The sequence below is a fragment of the Erythrobacter sp. AP23 genome (genome assembly GCF_001542855.1).
In the GTDB taxonomy this organism is placed as follows: Bacteria; Pseudomonadota; Alphaproteobacteria; order Sphingomonadales; family Sphingomonadaceae; genus Qipengyuania.
The window spans coordinates 89,887-103,272 of sequence record NZ_LNBY01000012.1; the positions used below are offsets into that span (position 1 = coordinate 89,887).

The 13,386-nt window shown below is 65.0% G+C and carries 15 protein-coding genes; 2 read left to right on the top strand and 13 right to left on the bottom strand.

The genetic code is table 11. The annotated features are described in order from the left end of the window. Positions 1-36: 36 nt before the first annotated feature. The 11 genes from ASS64_RS05710 to ASS64_RS16375 form a co-directional block, all read right to left on the bottom strand. Entirely contained in the window at positions 37-1,155 is a 1,119-nt protein-coding gene (locus ASS64_RS05710; protein ID WP_067691222.1) for a S8 family serine peptidase, read from the bottom strand. Positions 1,156-1,288: 133 nt separating this feature from the next. Next, a complete protein-coding gene (locus tag ASS64_RS05715) occupies positions 1,289-1,978 on the bottom strand; it encodes an aspartate/glutamate racemase family protein (RefSeq protein ID WP_067691629.1) in 690 nt (229 codons plus the stop codon). Between the two features lie 74 nt (positions 1,979-2,052). Further along, a complete protein-coding gene (locus ASS64_RS05720; RefSeq protein WP_067691224.1) occupies positions 2,053-3,033 on the bottom strand; it encodes an alpha/beta fold hydrolase in 981 nt (326 codons plus the stop codon). Continuing rightward, positions 3,030-4,046: an SO2930 family diheme c-type cytochrome gene (locus tag ASS64_RS05725; RefSeq protein ID WP_067691225.1), complete on the bottom strand. Its 1,017-nt coding sequence runs from the start codon at positions 4,044-4,046 to the stop codon at positions 3,030-3,032. The genes ASS64_RS05720 and ASS64_RS05725 overlap by 4 nt, the downstream gene beginning before the upstream one ends. Next, a complete protein-coding gene (locus ASS64_RS05730; protein WP_067691632.1) occupies positions 4,043-5,233 on the bottom strand; it encodes a parallel beta-helix domain-containing protein in 1,191 nt (396 codons plus the stop codon). Before ASS64_RS05730 ends, ASS64_RS05725 begins: the two co-directional genes overlap by 4 nt. A 56-nt stretch (positions 5,234-5,289) precedes the next feature. Continuing rightward, positions 5,290-5,634, bottom strand: a complete 345-nt coding sequence (locus tag ASS64_RS05735; protein ID WP_067691226.1) for a hypothetical protein — start codon at positions 5,632-5,634, stop codon at positions 5,290-5,292. A gap of 15 nt (positions 5,635-5,649) precedes the next feature. Further along, on the bottom strand, positions 5,650-7,230 hold the full coding sequence (locus tag ASS64_RS05740) for an NAD(P)(+) transhydrogenase (Re/Si-specific) subunit beta (protein WP_234002336.1): 1,581 nt from the start codon (positions 7,228-7,230) through the stop codon (positions 5,650-5,652). Further along, entirely contained in the window at positions 7,230-7,514 is a 285-nt protein-coding gene (locus tag ASS64_RS05745; protein WP_067691230.1) for an NAD(P) transhydrogenase subunit alpha, read from the bottom strand. The genes ASS64_RS05740 and ASS64_RS05745 overlap by 1 nt, the downstream gene beginning before the upstream one ends. Further along, positions 7,514-7,792: a hypothetical protein gene (locus ASS64_RS05750; RefSeq protein WP_067691237.1), complete on the bottom strand. Its 279-nt coding sequence runs from the start codon at positions 7,790-7,792 to the stop codon at positions 7,514-7,516. Before ASS64_RS05750 ends, ASS64_RS05745 begins: the two co-directional genes overlap by 1 nt. A 98-nt stretch (positions 7,793-7,890) precedes the next feature. Continuing rightward, complete coding sequence (locus ASS64_RS05755; protein WP_067691238.1) at positions 7,891-9,018, bottom strand: NAD(P) transhydrogenase subunit alpha; 1,128 nt, start codon at positions 9,016-9,018, stop codon at positions 7,891-7,893. A 4-nt stretch (positions 9,019-9,022) separates the two neighbouring features. Beyond that, positions 9,023-9,148: an aa3-type cytochrome c oxidase subunit IV gene (locus ASS64_RS16375; protein WP_083508203.1), complete on the bottom strand. Its 126-nt coding sequence runs from the start codon at positions 9,146-9,148 to the stop codon at positions 9,023-9,025. A gap of 189 nt (positions 9,149-9,337) precedes the next feature. Between ASS64_RS16375 and ASS64_RS05760 the strand changes: the two genes are divergently transcribed. Together ASS64_RS05760 and ASS64_RS05765 are read left to right on the top strand one after the other, a co-directional pair. Further along, positions 9,338-10,756, top strand: coding sequence for a sigma-54 dependent transcriptional regulator (locus ASS64_RS05760; RefSeq protein ID WP_067691239.1), 1,419 nt, complete (start codon positions 9,338-9,340; stop codon positions 10,754-10,756). Between the two features lie 126 nt (positions 10,757-10,882). Next, positions 10,883-11,662, top strand: coding sequence for an SDR family oxidoreductase (locus ASS64_RS05765; RefSeq protein WP_067691241.1), 780 nt, complete (start codon positions 10,883-10,885; stop codon positions 11,660-11,662). On the opposite strand, the gene folP is transcribed toward ASS64_RS05765, so the two are convergent. Both folP and ASS64_RS05775 read right to left on the bottom strand, forming a co-directional pair. Beyond that, positions 11,659-12,774 (bottom strand): dihydropteroate synthase, encoded by a 1,116-nt coding sequence (gene folP, locus ASS64_RS05770; protein ID WP_067691245.1) that lies wholly within the window; start codon positions 12,772-12,774, stop codon positions 11,659-11,661. The genes ASS64_RS05765 and folP overlap by 4 nt on opposite strands. After that, positions 12,767-13,342 carry a GNAT family N-acetyltransferase gene (locus tag ASS64_RS05775; protein WP_083508204.1) on the bottom strand — a complete coding sequence of 192 codons (576 nt, stop codon included), beginning with the start codon at positions 13,340-13,342 and terminating at the stop codon, positions 12,767-12,769. Before ASS64_RS05775 ends, folP begins: the two co-directional genes overlap by 8 nt. Between the last annotated feature and the right edge of the window lie 44 nt (positions 13,343-13,386).

Sequence of the window (13,386 nt, forward strand, 5' to 3'; positions counted from 1 at the left end):
AGCCCCGTCGAGGTGAAGGTTTGCGACCCTCGTCGATCAGCGAACGCCGATCCTGTCGGCAGTGCCATCCGGGTCGCCCGCTACGGTGCGATCCCAGTTGATTGTGCCGAGCAGAAGGATGCCGGCGGCATGTGGAGCCGCCATCGAGGTTCCCGAAAGCGTGGCATAGCCGCCGTCCTTGTAGGTCGAGGGTATGGCCGAGCCGGGCTCGGCATAGTCGACCGGCGGATTGCCGTAGTTCGAGAAGCTCGACCAGGTATCGCCCTGGGCGAAGCTGGAAATGGTGTAGATGTTCGGGCCATTCGCCGAAGCGGGCGACTTGGTGGTCGCGCTGGTGGATTCATTGCCGGCCGCGAGCGTAAACTTGAGGCCCGTGGAAGCAGCGGCGATCACGGCATCGTTGAGCGCCTGGCTGAAGCCGCCACCGAGGCTCATATTGGCGACATCGCCGTTACCCGCGATCTGGGCCGCGTAATCCACCCCCGCGATCACGCCGCTGGTCGAACCGGAACCGCGCCGATCGAGCACCTTGATGCCTATCACCGTGGTTCCCGGAGCAACGCCGACGACGCCGATGCCATTACCCGCAATGGCAGCGATCGTACCGGCGACGTGAGTGCCATGGCCGTTGCCGTCATCGGCGTTCTTGTCGCGGGTGAAATTCACCGAGAGCGAGGCATCGACATTGAGATCGGGATGATCGAGATCGACGCCGCTATCGATCACCAATGCGCGGCCTGCCGCGGCTTGCGTCCCGCCGCCGACGCGTGTGACACCCCAGGGGGTGGTCTCGGCCGGGTCGCTGGAGCCGCCACCCGGCCCCTTGCCCGGTGGCGGGGCAACGATGCTCATCACCTGGTCCTGTTCGCAATAGGCGATGCGCGGATTCTTCGCCTGCATGTTTGCGACCCCGCGAGCGGAAGCATTCAACGCGAACCCGCGAATGGTGTTTCTATATTCGTGCTTCACCTGACCGCCCGCTGCCTGGGCGGCGCGATTGGACTCGGCCTTCACATTGCCCTTGGACACGAGGCCGGGCTGGAAGACGCAGATATAGCTGTTTTCGATCTTTTGCGCCGCGGCAGGCGCAGCAAGACTCGCACCGGCAAGCGCAATAAGGCTCGCGGTCGCGAGGCGACCCATTGTAATCTTCATAAACGCAGTCCCTTCCCTTGGATTAGGAAGGAAAACATGCCTCACGCTACGGCGACATCAATACAGCTAAAGTTAATTGCTGTCGGAAAACTTCCAACTGTCACCAAGATGTCGCGTTCTTACAAGTCGGGGCTCATTCCAGAATCCAATTAGCGGCAGCGCGGCAATGGATATCGGTGGAGTCGAATACCGGAAGCACGTTGGCATCGGTGTCGACGACCATCTCGAGTTCGGTACAGGCAAGCACGATCGCCTGGGCGCCCTCTTTCTCCTTCATGGTGATGATCGTCTTGAGCGCGCGCTCTGCATCGCGGGTGACGCGGCCCAGCATCAGTTCCTTGTAGATGATCCCGTCGACCATCTCGACGTCGTCCGGATTGGGCGGCAGCAGGTTGACGCCGTGGTCGACCAGCCGCTTGCGATAGAAGCTCTCGGTCATCACGAAACGCGTGCCCAGCAAAGCCGCGTTCTGGCAATCGGTCTGCGCCATCGCGGCGCCCACGCTGTCGGCTATGTGCAGGACGGGAATCGAAACCGCTTCGGTGATCCGGTCGTGGACCTTGTGCATGGCATTGGCGGCGATCACGAGGCCCTCGGCACCGGCACTTTCGAGGCGGCGGGCGGATTCGACCAGCGTCCCGGCGATGGCGTCCCAATCGTCGGCATTCTTGGCTGCGGCTATCGGGGCATAGTCCAGGCTTTCGATGAGCAGCGGAGGGCTCGCCAGTGGCGGGGCCTGCTTCTGCACGAATTTGTTGATCCGTTCGTAATAGGCGCGGGTCGAGATCCAGCTCATACCCCCGATGATGCCGAGCTTGCGCAAGCGTCCGTCCTTTTCCACCCTGTTGATCGCGTGATCGCGGTTGGCCCGCGTATCAGGGGTTTAGAACGGACGGGCTAAGAGGCGGTTCCTTCGTTTTCGCCCGCTTCGGATGAGAGCGCTTCCGCCAGCCAGGCCTGTAGGTCGGCAACGCTGCGTTCGGGCGCTTCTTCCATCGGGATATGGCCGATGCCGGGATAGCTGGCGAGCGTGGAATTGGGCAGATGATCCATGTACCAGCCCGCTGCGGCATAGGGGATCAGGCTGTCTTCCTCGCCCCACATCACCAGCGTAGGGACTTCGACGGCGGCGACCTGTTCGGCCGAAAAGGCCTCGCGCGGGGTGGCGAAGCGCTGGCGCGTCGCCGTGCGGTTACCCGGATAGCGGGCGAGCTCCCAATAGCGATCGACCGCTTCGGGCGTCACGATGCTCTGATTGCTGACGCTTTGCGACAGGCTGCGTTCGATCAGCGAGCGCGGCAGCAGCTGGCTCATCGCATCGCCGATCACCGGCACGCCCGCCAGCGTGAAAGCCAGATTGCCGCCGCCTTCGCGCTCGATCGGGGCACCGCTGGCATCGACCAGTACGAGACCGTCGAGCCGATCCGGGTTCTCGATCGCGTAGCCCATCGCGATCGCGCCGCCCATCGAATTGCCCGCCAGCGTGAAGCGCTCGATATCGAGCGCATCGGCAACCGCATCGATATCCTCGATGAAGCCGTCCAGCGCGTAATTGCCGTCCGCTACCGGGCCGGTCAGTCCGTGACCGCGCTGATCGTAACGGACCACGCGATAGTCGCTCTTCAGGGCATCGGCCCAGTGCTGCCAGGTATGCAGGTCGGCGTTCGAGCCGTGCAGCAGCATGATCACCGGCGCATCGCGCGGGCCCTCGTCGCGCACATGCACGCGCCGGTCGCCGTCGATGGCGAGCATGCGCGAGGGCGCGGCGCCGTATTTCGCCTGCATCTCGGCCGGATCGGTATCGGGTACGCGCAGCACGAAGAATGCGACGACCAGGACGAGCGCCAACCCGCCGAGTACACGCCAGAACCATTTCACGGGGCCATCTCCTCGATCCAGCGGCGCACGATGTTGAGGCCTTCCTCGTCCACCGTGGCCTTGCCCAGTTCGGGCATGGCGATGCCCGGTTCGGGGCTCGCCATGCGATAGGTGAGGATCGAGCTGTCGGGCGATCCCGGCACGATATCGTACAGATGCCCGCCCGCCCCGCGCCCGGCGGCCACGGGCCGCTTGCCCACGCCGAGCGCTTCGGGCGATTGCTGTTCCCAGCGCAGGTCGAGCCCGCTGTTCGACGCCATCGCGCCGGGGCGGTGGCAATGCGCGCAATTGACGTCGAGATAGGCGCGCGCGGCAGCGGTCAGATCGGCGCTTGCGCGATGCTCCCAGACGGGGAACTGGTCCGCATCGCGCGGCACTGTATCGAGGTGGCCCGCTGCGACCATTTCGCCAAGCCAGTCGTGCGATAGATTGCGCGCCTTGGGGCCGATGGGCACCACTTCGCCGTCGAGCCCGTGGCATTCCTTGCACTGGTTCTTGTTGGGGACGCGGTAGCTGATCGCCTCGCCTTTTGGCGTGGTCAGGTCCAGCCGTGCCCCTGCAATCGCGAGCCGCGCTTCGGTCTGCTCGTCATTCCACAGATAGGGCAGCGCCAGCCAGCCGCTGTCGCGGTGCAGCAGGACGCGAGTTTCGATCAAGCGGCGCTCGCCAGCCTCTTCGAAGGCGAATGTCTTGATCAATGCGGTGCCGACCGGCATGTCGATCAAGCCTTCCCCGTTGGCTCGGAACTGTGTTCCTCCAGCGCGGTAAACAAAGCGAAGTTTATCCGCCCCATCGGAGTAAAGCGGCGTATTCAGCCGATAGGGATAGACGTGCGGCACGGGAATTTGCGCACCTAGATCGGTGAAGAACCCGTATTCGGACAGTAGCCGCGGCATGCCATCCGACATGATCGCATCGTCGTTCACGTAGTTTATCGGCGGCGGCGTAGCGCGCACAGCCATTGCGCCCGCAAATGCGAGCGCAGCTGCAGCCAGAACCGCCGCTTTCTTCATCCGTCCAACCTCGCGTCGAGCTCGGCCGGAGCGCCGATGCCGCTGCGGTCGAAGTCACCACTCGGCGCAGAAACCGCCAGTGGAGAGGGCTGCGCGCCTTCGAGGCCGACGCCCTGCTCCGTCAGATTGAGGCTCCATCCCGCAGTCCCCTCGACCACTGCAAGCGAACCAAGCCCGTCCCACATCACCGGCGGCAATTCGCCACCGAAAGCCGCGAGCAGCGTGTCCGCGCCGTCGAGCTGCGGATCGTACCCGCCGCCGTCATAGATGTTCTCGCCCACCACGACCTCGCGCGGGAACGGGTTGTAGCGCTCGTCCTCGAAGCTCTGCGTATAGGCGATGACCATGATCGGCGCGGTCGGGTTGCCCGAGAGGATATTGTCCTCGACCAGCACATTGTCGTTGGCCATCACCATGATGCCGGTGCCACGCCGCACGCCCGCCACGATATTGCCCGGCGGCGCGAAATTGGGCGTGTCGTTGGCGACGACGAGGTTGTTCGCGACCACCACATTGCCGCCGCCCATCACCGGCAGGTCGGGCAGGTCGAACACCAGGATCCCGCCCGTATTGCGCGTGGCGATATTGTGTTCGACCAGCGCATTGCGGCTGTTCTCGATCTCGATCCCCGCGACATTGGCCTCGGCGATCGAATTGCGCACGGTGATGCGGTTCGACTGGCCGACATAGATGCCCGCATCGCTCGCGCCGGTGACCTTGACCCCGTCGACCAGCACGCCGGTGCTTTCGACCGGATAAATGCCATAGGCGCCGTTTTCGGGATGCGGGCCGCGGGTCCACGTCACGCGGAGGCGGTGATAGACGATATTGTCCGCACCCTTGGACTTGATCCCGTCGCCCTTGGGATTCTCCAGCGCGAAATCGCGCAGCGTGACATTGTCGCTGGTGACCAGCATGCCCTCGCCCGAGCCCGCTTGCGTGGTGAAATCGAGTATGGTCCCGTCCATCCCCTCGCCGCGCACGGTCACACCGTCCACATCGAGGCTGAGGCCATCGGTCAGCACATAGCGCCCCGCGGCGAGCACGATTTCGTCGCCCGGCTCGGCGAGGATCAGCGCTTCCTGCAACTCCTGCTGCGCGTTCTCACCCGGCGCGATATTGTGCGTGGCGGCAAGGGCCGGTGCGGCAGTCGCCAGCAGAACGGCGGCAATCGACAGTCTGGTCATCATGAGTCTCTCCCCTGCAACCTATTGTGCCGCAAGGATTTGCGATTGCAAGCGTATCAAGTGCCGGAAAAGGCACAGATCGCCGCCGAACTGGCGGCCACCTCGACAACCTCGGGATCGTCGACGCGGCGCACGCGTTCGAGAAATCCTGCCACGCTCAGGGGAATGTCCGCCTCCCCATCCTCGGGGCGCAGGTTTTCGAGCTTCCAGATTTGTCCGACCGACAGCCGCTCCGCCATGCGGGTGGCCATGCATTCGGCCATCGGCTCCGGCAGGCCACGCGCGACCAGTTCGTTCTCCAGCCGGTCCTCCACCGTGCCCTGCAGACCACCGCCTATGGTAGCCCAGACGACAGCCGCGCCCGCCACCAACAGGGCCAGCACGATGAGGACGCGTTTCATGGTGGTCCGGCGTCCCTAATCCAGCGCCTTGACGATTTCCTCGACCATCTTCTTCGCGTCGGAGAGCAGCATCATGGTCTGGTCCATGTAGAAGACGTCGTTGTCGACCCCGGCATAGCCGACGCCGCCCATGCTGCGCTTGATGAAGAAGACCTGTTTGGCCTTGTCGACGTCGAACACGGGCATGCCGTAGATGGGCGATGACTTGTCGGTCTTGGCGGCCGGATTGACCACGTCGTTCGCGCCGATGATGAAGGCGACATCCGCCTGCGCGAATTCGGAATTGATGTCCTCCAGCTCAAAGACCTTGTCGTAATCGACCGAAGCTTCGGCAAGCAGCACGTTCATATGCCCAGGCATGCGTCCCGCGACCGGGTGGATCGCGAATTTCACCTCGACGCCCTTTTCCTCGAGCAGGTCGGTCATTTCGCGCAGCGCGTGCTGCGCCTGCGCTACCGCCATGCCGTATCCGGGGATGATGATGACCTTGTCGGCCTGTTCGAGCATGAAGGCCGCATCGTCGGCGCTGCCCTGTTTGTAGGGACGTTGCTCCTTCGCCTCGCCCCCGCCCGCAGCATCGTCGGCGCCGAAGCCGCCCGCGATCACCGAGATGAAGCTGCGGTTCATCGCGCGGCACATGATGTAACTGAGGATCGCGCCCGAAGAGCCGACCAGCGCGCCGGTGATGATCATCGCGGTATTGCCCAGCGTGAAGCCCATCGCCGCCGCGGCCCAGCCCGAATAGCTGTTCAGCATCGAAACCACGACCGGCATGTCCGCCCCGCCGATCGGGATGATGAGCAGGAAGCCGATGAGGAAGGCGAGCACGGTCAGCGCGACGATCAACGGCAGCGTCTCCGCCGGCCCCGTCGCCATGGCGAACAGCGCGGTCAGCACGAGGATCGCCACCAGCGTGCCGAGATTGATGACATGGCGCGCGGGCAGCAGGATCGGCGAGCCACTCATCCGGCCCGACAGCTTGGCGAAAGCGATGACCGAGCCGGAGAAGGTGATCGCACCGATGGCGATGCCCAGCCCCATCTCGACCTTGCTCACTGCACCGATGCTGTCGCCGACAAGCAGGCCGAAAGCGCCCGGATTGAGGTAGGCCGCCCAGCCCACCAGCACCGCCGCCATACCCACCAGCGAGTGGAAGCCGGCGACCAGCTCGGGCATGGCCGTCATCGCGATACGGCGAGCGATCAGGAAGCCGATCGACCCGCCGATGACGATCGCAATGGCGATCTCGACGATATTGGCGACGTCATGCGTGACGAGCGTCGTGCCCACCGCGATCAGCATGCCGGCCATGCCGAAGCGATTGCCGCGGCGGCTGCTCGTGGGGCTCGACAACCCGCGCAGCGCGAGGATGAAGAACACGCCCGAAACGAGATAGGCCAGCGCGACCCATGGATTTACTGGCTCGACCGAAGCGGCATGGGCGGGGGTGGCGAAGGCCAGAAGCCCTAGGAGACCGGTCCACGTCACCCCGGACTTGATCCGGGGGCGGTGCTTTTCTCCCACCGCCTCGCTAGAAGAGAGCACCACCCCGGCTCGGTGGCCGGGGCGACGAAGGAGCAAGGTGAGCGCCTGCATCACTTCTTCTCCTTCTTCTTGTACATCGCCAGCATGCGCTCGGTGACGGCGAAGCCGCCGAAGATGTTCACACTGGCCAGCACCACGCCGACCAGGCCGAGCCACTTGGCGACATCGCTCCCCGCCTCGGCCGCCGCGATCAGCGCGCCGACTATGATCACGGAAGAAATCGCATTGGTCACCGCCATCAGCGGCGTGTGCAGCGCCGGGGTGACCGACCAGACCACGTAATAGCCGACGAAACACGCCAGCACGAAGATCGACAGGATCGAAATGAAGTCCATTACCCAGCCTCCGTCACTATTGCCGCCTCAAGGGCGTCATTTGCCTCAGCATAAGCCTCGAGGCTGGATTCTTCTGGTGCATCTTGCATCTGGAAAGGGCAGATTTTATCGGTCACCGCATCGGTCTCTTCCCAAGAAGTTTTTGCAGCCATTAGCTTTTCGTCCAATCCGGCCTGCCATCCTTCGAACAACAAATTTTCGGTGCGCTCTACCTCTCCCCAGTAGGAGCGAATTTCTGTTCGCGGATCCAACGCTGCGCAAACCCGAGCGTCACGCATTGACCAATACGCATCGCTCAAAACGCCATCGGTCAATTGTTCGCCAGGCGAGGTTGCGCCCCAGGAAGCTAAGAGCAGAGCTAAAGCTATTCCCCCCTTCAACCCGCCAGCCTCTCATTGACGACCTTCCCGCCTTGCGTCAGCCGCACGGCGTCGCCGATTTCCTCGTCGAGCACGGGCTTTCCAGCCTCCTTGTCCCAGAAAGCGGAGAGGAAATTGTAGAGGTTGCGCGCGAACAGGGCCGATGCGTCGGTCGCCAGATGCCCTGCGGTGTTCGAATAGCCGACGATGGTCACGCCATGCTTCTCGACCACCTCGTCGGGCTTCGAGCCTTCGACATTGCCGCCCTGCGCCACGGCTAGATCGAAGATCACGCTGCCCGGTTTCATGCTGGCGATCTGCGCGTCGGAGATTAGCCGCGGTGCGGGCTTGCCCGGAATCAAGGCGGTGGTGATGACGATGTCCTGCTTGGCGATGTGGCCGGACACGAGCTCGGCCTGGGCGTTGCGGTATTCCTCGCTCATTTCCGAGGCATAGCCGCCCGATCCCTCGCCCTCGATCCCCTCGACATCCTCGACGAAGATCGGCTTCGCGCCGAGCGACTGGATCTGCTCCTTCGTCGCGCTGCGCACATCGGTCGCACTGACCTGTGCGCCCAGCCGCCTGGCGGTGGCGATCGCCTGCAGGCCCGCAACGCCGACGCCCATCACGAAAACCTTGGCCGCCTGCACCGTGCCGGCGGCGGTCATCATCATCGGGAAGGCGCGGCCATATTGGTTGGCCGCGGTCAGCACCGCCTTGTACCCGGCGAGGTTCGACTGGCTGGAGAGGACATCCATGCTTTGCGCGCGCGTGATGCGGGGCATGAATTCCATCGACAGCGCCTCGAGACCCGCCTTGGCATAGGCCTCGACCGTGTCGCCGTTGCGGAACGGATCGAAGGTCGCCGCGACCCACGCGCCCTGCTTCGCACCCGAAAGCGCAGCCACATCGGGGGCTTGGACGCCGAGCACTATGTCGGCATCCTTCACCGCCACGGCTGCCGGGCCGACCTCCGCCCCTGCATCGCGATAGGCCTCGTCGGTGATCGCCGCGCCGAGACCGGCGCCTTCCTCGACCGCGACCGTGGCCCCGAGAGCGGCGAATTTCTTCGCCGTCTCTGGCGTCAGCGCGACCCGATCCTCACCGGGCGCGCGCTCTTTCAGCACCGCGATGCGTAGCGCCATGCGCTTATTCGGCGATCAGGATAATGACGAGCAGGGTAATCACCGCGATCAGCGGCACCGACCATTTGAGCAGGCCGATGAAGCTGTCGTAGGTTCGGTTGTGCGCCTTGTGGTCGTTGGCGGATTTCATCGTGGTTTGTCCCCGTGTGGAATTGATTTGACTGGGGGTCTATCGCGCGCCCGCGCGCTGCTCAAGCCCTGCTTTTGCGCCCTTCGCCGATGGACAGGCTTAATCGGCTCTTTACCCGTTTCGGATAGGACGGATGCACCCGGACGTAATGTTGCGTCCGCTGGGCCCGAGGGAGCGCACCGAACACTCATGGCGACACGCAAATCTCGCCTGTTGATGCTGATCGACGACGAACCGGCGCAAAGCCGGCTCGTGACGGCGATCGCCGCGCGCGACGGCTGGCGCACGCTGACCGTCGCCAGCGGCGAGGAAGCGCTCGAAACGTTGGCCTCGCCCGAAGGCGGCGAAGTGCGCGCAATCCTGCTCGACCAGTGGGTCCCGGGCGATGCCGCCTGCGACCTGATCCGGGAATTGCGCGCCGCGCGCCCCGAGGCACCCGTGCTGATGCTCACAGCCAGCACCTCTCCGATGCTCGCGATCGAGGCGATGCGCGCGGGCGCTACCGATTATCTCGTCAAGCCGATCGATCCCGACCGCATGCTGCAGGCGCTCGCCGGCGCGACCCGTGCCGGACGGCCGAATGCCGAACTCCAGCCGATGACCGAAAAGCTGCCGCACCCGGTCGATTTCGACGCGATGGTCGGCACTGCCGCGCCCTTCCGCACCGCCCTCGCCAAGGCCGCCACGGCCGCGCGCGGCCATGCGCATGTCGTGGTCGAGGGCGAGAGCGGTACGGGCAAGGACATGCTGACCCATGCGATGCATGCCGCAAGCACCCGCGCCAAGGCGACCATGCGTGTGGTCCATTGCGGCGGAGTGCCGCCTGCCTCGCTCGAATCGCTCCTGTTCGGCCACGAGAAAGGGGCCTTTGCGGGGGCCTTCGATCGCCAGAAGGGGCTGTTGGAGCATTGCGACGGCGGAACGCTGGTCCTCGACGATGTCGACCGCCTGCCGACCCATCAGCAGGAGCGGCTTGCCGACGTCCTTGACAGCGGGATCGTGCGCCCGACCGGCGCGACGCACGGCTTCCGGATCGACCTGCGCATCTTCGCCACCAGCGATTTCGCACTCGACGAGCTGGTCGAGGCTGGAGAATTCTCGCGGGAACTCTACGACCAGATTTCCGCCACAATCATTCGTCTGCCAGCATTGCGTGACCGGCTCGGCGATCTGCCCGCGCTGACCCGCTATTTCCTCGCCAAGATCGGCGAGCAGCCTGGATTGAAGCACCATTCGATCGCCGACAGCGCGCTGAGCCTGCTCGAAGCCTACGACTGGCCTGGCAATATCCGCCAGCTACAGGCCGTACTGTTCCGCGCCTGCGTGTTCGAACAGCGCGAGGCGCTGACCGCTCACAGCTTCCCGCAACTCGCCGAAATGCTCGGCGACCAGGGCGACCGGGGCGAAAGCCGCATGCGCGGACTGGGCGTCCTGCTTTATACCGACGATGGCAATGTCCGCCCGCTGGAAGAGATCGAGGCCGACATCATCCGCCTCGCCATCGGCCATTATCGCGGTCGCATGACCGAAGTCGCCCGCCGCCTCGGCATCGGGCGCTCGACGCTTTACCGCAAGCTCGGCGAACTCGGTATCGACAACGCGGCATGAGCTTGCCATAGGACGCGCAAACGACCGGGAGTACCTCAGGTGAACAAGAGCCACCGCTAAGTCGGACACATCTCGATCGGGCAGGTCCATGCCCGAAATCCCACCTGAATTTCCCGAGATAGATCAATGCAAAAACTCAACGACATGCTTTGCATGGTAACCGGCGGCGCACGCGGCATCGGCAGGGCCGTGTGCGAAGCCTTCCTGGCCGAGGGCGCGCAGGTCGTGCTCACCGATATCGACGAGCAGGAGGGTAGGAAAGCCGCTGAGGAACTGGGCTGCACCTTCCGCAGGCTCGACGTGGCGAGCGAGGCCGACTGGGACGCATTCGCGGCCGACTTCCCCGCCATCGACGTGCTGGTCAACAATGCCGGCATCACCGGGTTCGAGGACGGCCCCGCCGCGCACGATCCGGAGAATGCCAGCCTCGCCGAGTGGCACCGGGTCCATGCGGTCAACACCGACGGCTGCTTTCTCGGCTGCCGCTATGCCCTGCGCGCTATGAAGGCCAAGAGCACGGGCTCGATCATCAACATGTCCTCGCGCTCGGGCCTTGTCGGCATTCCCGGCGCGGCGGCCTATGCCGCGAGCAAGGCGGCAATGCGCAACCACACCAAGTCGGTCGCGCTCTACGCCGCGCAGCAGGGCTGGCAGATCCGCTGCAATTCGATCCACCCCGCCGCCATCCTGACCGAGATCTGGGAGCCCATGCTGGGCGAAGGGCCGGATCGCGAGGCGAAGATGGCCGCGCTGGTCGCCGATACGCCGCTCAAGCGCTTCGGCACGGTCGAAGAGGTCGCCGCGCTCTGCGTGTTCCTCGCCAGCGACGACAGCGCCTATATGACCGGCGCCGAGCTCACGCTGGATGGCGGACTGCTCGCCGGGAGCGCCGCCTCGCCGGGCTAACCCGGCAGGTCGCCGAAATCGGTCAGCGCCGCATCCCTCAGACCGCGCCAGACATTGCGCGCCTGCACGGTCTCGGCCACGTCGTGGACGCGCAGCAGTTGCACGCCCGCGCGCATGCCTTCGAGCGCCAGCGCCACGCTGCCGCCGAGGCGCTGCTCGACCGGGGCCTCCTTCGACAGCGCGCCGATCATGCGCTTGCGGCTGGCCCCCAGCAGCAGCGGGTGGCCGAGCGCGTGGAACAGCGGCAGCGCATTGATAAGCGCGAGGTTGTCGGCCAGCGACTTGCCGAAGCCGATTCCGGGATCGAGCAGGATGTTGCTCGCCGCAATCCCTGCCTCCAGCGCAGCATCGCACCGTGCGCGCAGCGCGTCGAACACCTCGAACACCACATTGTCGTAGGTCCCGCCCTTATGGAGGTCGTCGCCCGCGGCACCCGGCGCGTGCATCAGCACCACGGGGCAACCCGCCTGCGCAACCACCTCGGCGCTGCGCGGATCGTGCGCGAGGCCCGAGACGTCGTTGACGATATGCGCGCCTGCCGCCAGCGCGGCTTCCATGACGGCCGCCTTGCGCGTATCGATGCTGACCGCCGCGCCCATGCCGACGCAGGCCTCGATCGCGGGCACGACGCGTTCGATCTCGTCGCCCTCCCACAGCGTCTTCGCTCCGGGACGCGTGCTCTCGCCGCCCACGTCGATGATCGCCGCGCCCGCCTCGACCATGGCCGCGGCATGGTCGCGCCCCGCCTCGCGATCGTCGAGAAATGTGCCCCCGTCGCTGAAGCTGTCGGGCGTGACGTTCAAAATGCCCATCACCTGCGGCTGGTCGAGCCGTACCGTGCGCGCGCCCAGTTCGAGCGGCGGATGCGCGAGCGTGAGGTTGGCCCACTGCGCTTCCGCATCGCCCGCGACGTCGTCGGGCAGCCTGCCCAGCACCCCGGCCATGGTGTCGGGCGCGGCAAGCCAGCGTTCGACGACTTGACCCTCGCGCCGCAGCATCACGGCAAAGCGGCTCGCATAGACCATGCCGCCCGCGAGGCGGATGGCATTGCCATGCTCGCTCTGCGGACCGGGCACGAAGCCGATCGGGCGGATATAGGCGCGATCAGTCATGGGTATTGGGCTCCCGATCCGCGCGATAGCGATCCCTGTCGAGCGCGTAGAACGCAATATCGCATACGCCCTTGTGCGTTTCCTCATGCGCCGGATGCAGCGCGGTGCGCGCGAAGCCGAGGCGTTCGAGCAGGCGCACAGAAGGCAGGTTCTCGATATCCACCTCCGCCACCAGCCGCCGCGCGCCTTCGGTGTCGAACAGGTATGCGATCAGGGCTGCGCTGCATTCTCCGGCCACGCCGTTGCCCTGCCACTCGGCGCAGGTGATGTAGCCGATTTCCTCGACGCCCTCCTCCTCGTCCGGCACCGCCACGAACCGGCCCACGACCGTCCCGTCGGCATCCTCGGCAATCCAGGTGCGCCCGTTCCAGTCGGGATCGGCTAGCCAGTTCCACAATTCCTCTTGAGAGGCGAAGGCGGGCCGCGAGAGATAGCGGCACTGCGCCTCTTCACCCAATGTCGGCAACAGCGCCGCTGCATCTGCGCGGCGAAGCGGGCGCATGACGAAGCGGAGTGTCGTCAGCGTGGGAATGGCGATGCGGCTGGTCGAGGCAGCGTGTTGGATCATTGTTGGAAAGCCTTAGGCCAAGTCCCGTGACATGGACCGCATGT

Excerpts from the sequence above, each read along its gene's own strand:
- ASS64_RS05730 (WP_067691632.1), bottom strand. The coding sequence starts at position 5,233 with ATGACCAGACTGTCGATTGCCGCCGTTCTGCTGGCGACTGCCGCACCG.
- ASS64_RS05725 (WP_067691225.1), bottom strand. The coding sequence starts at position 4,046 with ATGAAGAAAGCGGCGGTTCTGGCTGCAGCTGCGCTCGCATTTGCGGGC.
- ASS64_RS16375 (WP_083508203.1), bottom strand. The coding sequence starts at position 9,148 with ATGAAATCCGCCAACGACCACAAGGCGCACAACCGAACCTACGACAGC.
- ASS64_RS05750 (WP_067691237.1), bottom strand. The coding sequence starts at position 7,792 with ATGCGTGACGCTCGGGTTTGCGCAGCGTTGGATCCGCGAACAGAAATT.
- ASS64_RS05710 (WP_067691222.1), bottom strand. The coding sequence starts at position 1,155 with ATGAAGATTACAATGGGTCGCCTCGCGACCGCGAGCCTTATTGCGCTT.
- ASS64_RS05740 (WP_234002336.1), bottom strand. The coding sequence starts at position 7,230 with ATGCAGGCGCTCACCTTGCTCCTTCGTCGCCCCGGCCACCGAGCCGGG.
- ASS64_RS05735 (WP_067691226.1), bottom strand. The coding sequence starts at position 5,634 with ATGAAACGCGTCCTCATCGTGCTGGCCCTGTTGGTGGCGGGCGCGGCT.
- ASS64_RS05765 (WP_067691241.1), top strand. The coding sequence starts at position 10,883 with ATGCAAAAACTCAACGACATGCTTTGCATGGTAACCGGCGGCGCACGC.
- folP (WP_067691245.1), bottom strand. The coding sequence starts at position 12,774 with ATGACTGATCGCGCCTATATCCGCCCGATCGGCTTCGTGCCCGGTCCG.
- ASS64_RS05755 (WP_067691238.1), bottom strand. The coding sequence starts at position 9,018 with ATGGCGCTACGCATCGCGGTGCTGAAAGAGCGCGCGCCCGGTGAGGAT.
- ASS64_RS05775 (WP_083508204.1), bottom strand. The coding sequence starts at position 13,342 with ATGATCCAACACGCTGCCTCGACCAGCCGCATCGCCATTCCCACGCTG.
- ASS64_RS05745 (WP_067691230.1), bottom strand. The coding sequence starts at position 7,514 with ATGGACTTCATTTCGATCCTGTCGATCTTCGTGCTGGCGTGTTTCGTC.
- ASS64_RS05760 (WP_067691239.1), top strand. The coding sequence starts at position 9,338 with ATGGCGACACGCAAATCTCGCCTGTTGATGCTGATCGACGACGAACCG.